This is a genomic window from Romboutsia sp., assembly GCF_035470145.1.
Classification (GTDB): Bacteria; Bacillota; Clostridia; order Peptostreptococcales; family Peptostreptococcaceae; genus Romboutsia_D.
On record NZ_DATIRC010000425.1, the window covers coordinates 1 to 5,485 of the forward strand.

Consider the following 5,485-nt stretch of genomic DNA (forward strand, 5'->3'; position numbering starts at 1 on the left):
TTATCTCTATATTTCTTTTACTTTTATTATTATCTAATAATTCTATAAGTCCACTTCCTACTGTTCCATATCCTAATATTCCTATTCTCATTTTTTGTTTCCCCCTATATATTATTTTCTCTAAATTCATATAAATTTTCTTTTGCTTTAAGATATACTTTTTAGTCGGTAATCTCAGTTACTGAACACATAACTATTCCATCAAAATATCTAAGCTTACTTCCTAATTCATTTTATTTATAAAATGCATCTATAACATTGAAATTTAATTCGTTTAATTTATTTATTTTAAAATCCCAATATATCATCAATATTATTCAATAATTCTTTTATATGATCTAAAGTATAGTCACCCATATGAGAAATTCTAAAAGATTTCTCCTTAAGGTCACCATATCCATTAGCAATTTGGTATCCTCTTTCTTGTAATTTAAATCTGTTATATTTATTCCCTTTGTATTTTCTATAACTGTAAGAGTATTTTATAGGTAGTTTTCATTGATAAAAATTTCGAAGTGTTTTTTAGTCTAGTTCATAGCTAGTTCGTCCATATCTTCATGTCTTTTAAATCTATTTTCTAGCTCTTCTTTTAAGATTTCGTATAACGGATAATCTAGTAAAAATATGTGTGAAAGAGATGGATTTGAAGGGTATTGGTAGTTTTTCTTGATAAGATATTCATACATTTCTAATAAATCGAAATATACACCTATGAAAGGTACTTTTCTAGCTCTATGGATTGCTTTTTGAGTGGTAATGCTATTGCTTTTGAACTGATGTTATATATATTCCTATTTTGCCCACTTATATTTTTATTCCACCGTCTGAACTAACTGCATCTACGCAGTATATTACCTTATCATGTTTTTTTACACCCTCTCCAATCTCTTCTATTGGATTTCTTATTCCTGTTGATAAAAGTGTGGTACTTTGGGTGTAAAATAACCTTTCCAATTTCTTATTCATATAATTCCCCTCCTTTGAATTTTGTTTTTTCAATATATTTAATACTTATCATAGCAACATTTATTTCATTGCGCAATTTAAATTTTTTTTTATTATATACTATTTTTTTATTACATACTATTTTTTTAGTATAAAAAAGTAGCACTATGCCTATAATTTTTTTCATATTAATATCTCTTTTCCAGTTTAATATTTATAAATTATAATCATATGTGCTACTTATATCTCTATTTTTTTGTATTTGTAAGTTTTAACATTATTTATATGCTTTAAAATTCTTAAGTCTAAGTGCATTAGTTACAACTGATACTGAACTTAAACTCATTGCCGCCGCTGCAAACATTGGATTTAATAATGGTCCACCAAACATATATAATACCCCTGCTGCTATTGGTATACCTATAGTATTATATCCAAATGCCCAGAATAAGTTTTGTTTTATATTTTTTATAGTTTCTTTACTTAGTTTTATAGCTGTTGGCACATCCATTAAATCACTTTTCATTAATACTATATCAGCAGATTCCATAGCTACATCTGTTCCACTTCCTATTGCTAAACCTACATCTGCTACTGCTAGTGCTGGAGCATCGTTTATTCCATCACCTACCATTGCAACAAATCTTCCCTCTGTTTGAAGCTTTTTAACTTCATTTGATTTATCTTGTGGTAATACTTCTGCAAGTACTATATCTATACCTACTTCTTTTGCTATGGCATTTGCTGTCTTTTTATTATCTCCTGTTACCATTGCTACTTTTATACCCATACTGTGAAGTTTTTCTATTGCACTTTTACTACTTTCTTTAACAACATCTGCTACTGCTATTATTCCAGCTAAGTTGCTATCTATCGCTATATACATAGGTGTTTTACCAGCACTTGCTAGTTCATCACTTTTTTGCTGCAGTTTTCCTAAACTTATATTTCTATCATTCATAAGTTTTTTATTTCCAAGTAATACATTTTTATTATCTATAGTTACTTCTATACCATGACCAGGTATAGCTTTGAAAGATTCTACTTTCATAAATTCTATATTCTTATCCTGTGCATATTTTACTATTGCTTCTCCTAGTGGATGTTCTGAGCCTTTTTCTGCACTTGCTGCTATTTGTAAAATATAATTTTCATTTATGTCTTCATTTAAGATTATATCTGTAACTGTTGGCTTACCTTCTGTTATTGTTCCTGTTTTATCAAATATTATAGTATCTACTTTATGTGCAAGTTCTAAAGCCTCTCCACCTTTTATTAATATTCCATTTTCTGCACCTTTACCTGTTCCTACCATGATTGCAGTAGGTGTCGCAAGTCCTAGGGCACATGGACATGCTATTACAAGCACTGATATAAATATTGTAAGTACAAATTCTAAATCTTTGTTACCTACTATAAACCATAAAAGAGCTGTTACTATTGAGATTCCTATTACTGCTGGTACAAAATACCCTGATACAGTATCCGCTAATTTTGCTATTGGCGCTTTTTTGCCTTGTGCATCTTCTACTAATTTTATAATTTGAGATAGTGCTGTATCACTACCAACTTTTTCTGCTTTAAATTTAATGCTACCATTTTTATTTATACTGGCTCCGGTCACTTTATCTCCAATATTTTTTTCTACTGGTATACTTTCTCCTGTAAGCATTGATTCATCTACAGAGGTATGGCCTTCTACAACAACTCCATCTACAGGTATTTTACTTCCTGGTTTAACTACTATTATATCCGAAACTTCTACTTCTTCTATTGGTATTTCTATTTCTTTATCATCTTTTATAATTGTTGCAGTTTTTGGTTGAAGTCCCATAAGTTTTTTTATAGCTTCACTTGTTTTACCTTTTGATCTAGATTCTAAGTATTTACCAAGTAATATTAAAGCTATTATTATTCCTGCACTTTCAAAGTATAACTGATGATGTCCAGCTACTCCATGTAAATTATCATTTGCTATTTGAATTGTTGTATATAAGCTATATAAAAATGCAGCTGACGTTCCTATTGCAACTAATGAGTCCATATTCGGACTTTTTCCTATTAATGCTTTGAATCCATTTATATAGAATTTGTATCCTGCAATCATTACTGGTATTACTAATACTAATTGTATTAATGCATAGTTTAGTGAATTCATCATAGGATCTATGACCATAGGTACTGGCCATGGTCCAAAAGGTTTTGAAATCATAGGACCCATTGCTATATAAAATAATGGTATAGAAAATCCTATTGCTATGATAAACTTTATAAATAAAGTTTTCATTTCTTTTTCTTTTCTTAATTTATCTTCATCTATTTCTTTTTCTTTATTTTTACTTTCTTCTAAAACTGCATATCCTGCTTTTACTATAACCTCTTTTATTTGAGATAATCTTAATTTAGATGGATCATAATTTATAATTGCCTTTTCTGTAGCAATATTTACACTTATATTTTCTACTCCATCTAATTTTTTAACTACTCTTTCTACTGCTTTTGAACAGGCTGCACAAGTCATACCGCCTATTTTTAAATCTATTTTTTTATAAGTAATATCTTCTAATAAATCATATCCTGCTTTTTGCAGAGCTTGTTTGAAATCCTCAAATTTAACTTTACTTAAGTCATACTCTATTTCTATTTTTTCGGTTGCCATGTTTACACTTTGACTTAATACTCCGTCAAGTTTCTTTACCGCCCTCTCGGCAGCTTTTCCACATGCTGCTCAGGTCATTCCACTTACTTTATAACTCTTTTTTACTATATTATTATCCATTATGGTTAACTCCTCTCTTATTATGTGACTATATTTTTAATATACCCCCTATAGGTATATTAAAACAATTTTTTATATAAATCAATCTTTTTATTTTGCTTATTTGATTTCATTAGTATTAGTTTTATTTCATTTTTTAATTAAAAGTTTATCTTTTAATTAAAAAAGCCTAGCTATAATTTTAGCTAGGCTACTATTTTTTAGTTTCTTCTACTTCTTATAAAATCTATAACTATATATAAAATTACTATTATAGTTATAGCCATAACTGCTTTAATTATCCATGAACTAGTTCCAAATCCATACGTCATTCTATAAAATGGATTAAAAAATCCATAAAATCCTCCACCAAATATAGGTTTACTTGTTCTTGGATAATTATCATAGTCTTTATTTTTTTCATTATATGTTTTATTATCAGTTTTAGGTTTAGTTGAAAAGCTTCCTGAATCTGGTTTTATACTACTTCCTGAATTCTTATTACTATAACTTGTATTTGGCTTAGTTGAAAAACTTCCAGAGTCTGGTTTTATTATAGTTGTTTTAGGTTTTGAATAAGATTTAAATCCACCCGAGCCAAATCCACCTGATCTTGGTTTTGATGCTGCTAAATAATATATTTCTGTACTTTTATCATATGCATAAGATTTAGTTAGTGCAAATAAATTTGATGATGCTATAAATAAAAATACTGCTAAAGTTAAAAGGGTTATTAATTTTTTTTTGCTTTTTTTCATGTTATACTTTAAGTCCTAATTCTATAAATTTATCGTTTATTCTAACGAGTTCATCTTGTTTATCATCTACTATTACTGAATCATAACTTTCTTCCCCTTTAAACTTTGAATATCTTAGTATATGTTGATTATCATAATCTTTACTATCTATTAAATAAACATATCTTGAAAAATTACCATCTTCATCTTTTTCAACTAAATAACCTGCTACATTAAATAAGTACTTTTCATCACCATTATAAAGAGTTACCGTATCGTCAGATTTTGCAAGAAAAGCATCTTCTTTATTACATTCATAAACAAATTCTTTTTCTTTACAATTTAAACATCCATTCATAGTGCATTCTTTTACACAATTTCTACATTTACATTGTCTACATTTTTCTAATTTTTCTATATCTATTTTTTTATTATTCGTTAAGTACTTATAAATTTTATCATCTATGTTTTTTTCTGATTTAAGTAGTTTGCTAAAAAATCCTTTATCTTTTTTACTTTCTTTTTCTAAGTCATCTAAAAATGCTATATATTCTTTTAAGGTATCTACTTTGTTTATAAATGTTCTTTTATTAATTTCTTTTTCATCTAACATTTGCCTTAAATCATCATATGCAAACATCATTTCTGTATAAGTTTTTTTATATTTATTTCTTTCATTTTCTATTATTTCATTTGACATATATTTCCCTCCCTTGCTATAAATAAGCCTCTTATATATAGTTTAAAATAATCCCCGTATCTAATGGACTATGATAAATTGTATTTTAATTTTATAAAGGTAGATAGTTATTTACCATCTACCTTTATAATTTTTATATTATTTTTTCATCTGTTCTTTTATTCTTTCTAGTTCTTGTTGTATTTTATCATCTACAACAGGTGAACTATTTATATATTCATCTAAAACTTCATCTTCGTTTTTAGGTTTTAAATCTTCTAATGCCTTTCCATAACTTTCTTTTTGTGCTACTTTCTTTTCTAATTCATCTAAATTTATACCATGGTCATCACTAAGTCCTGCTAA

5 protein-coding genes and 1 pseudogene are annotated in these 5,485 nt (G+C 27.5%); all 6 read right to left on the bottom strand.

What is annotated here, in order from left to right:
- Nucleotides 1-527 precede the first annotated feature (527 nt).
- Nucleotides 528-686, bottom strand: coding sequence for a hypothetical protein (locus VLM92_RS16725; RefSeq protein WP_325277458.1), 159 nt, complete (start codon nucleotides 684-686; stop codon nucleotides 528-530).
- 118 nt (nucleotides 687-804) lie between these two features.
- Nucleotides 805-966, bottom strand: coding sequence for a hypothetical protein (locus VLM92_RS16730; RefSeq protein ID WP_325277459.1), 162 nt, complete (start codon nucleotides 964-966; stop codon nucleotides 805-807).
- Nucleotides 967-1,222: 256 nt separating this feature from the next.
- Nucleotides 1,223-3,724, bottom strand: a pseudogene (locus tag VLM92_RS16735) (heavy metal translocating P-type ATPase).
- A 200-nt stretch (nucleotides 3,725-3,924) separates the two neighbouring features.
- On the bottom strand, nucleotides 3,925-4,461 hold the full coding sequence (locus tag VLM92_RS16740; protein ID WP_325277460.1) for a hypothetical protein: 537 nt from the start codon (nucleotides 4,459-4,461) through the stop codon (nucleotides 3,925-3,927).
- Between the two features lies 1 nt (nucleotide 4,462).
- Complete coding sequence (locus VLM92_RS16745; RefSeq protein ID WP_325277461.1) at nucleotides 4,463-5,140, bottom strand: hypothetical protein; 678 nt, start codon at nucleotides 5,138-5,140, stop codon at nucleotides 4,463-4,465.
- Between the two features lie 138 nt (nucleotides 5,141-5,278).
- A partial coding sequence (locus VLM92_RS16750; RefSeq protein ID WP_331681801.1) for a hypothetical protein occupies nucleotides 5,279-5,485 on the bottom strand: 207 nt, incomplete at its 5' end.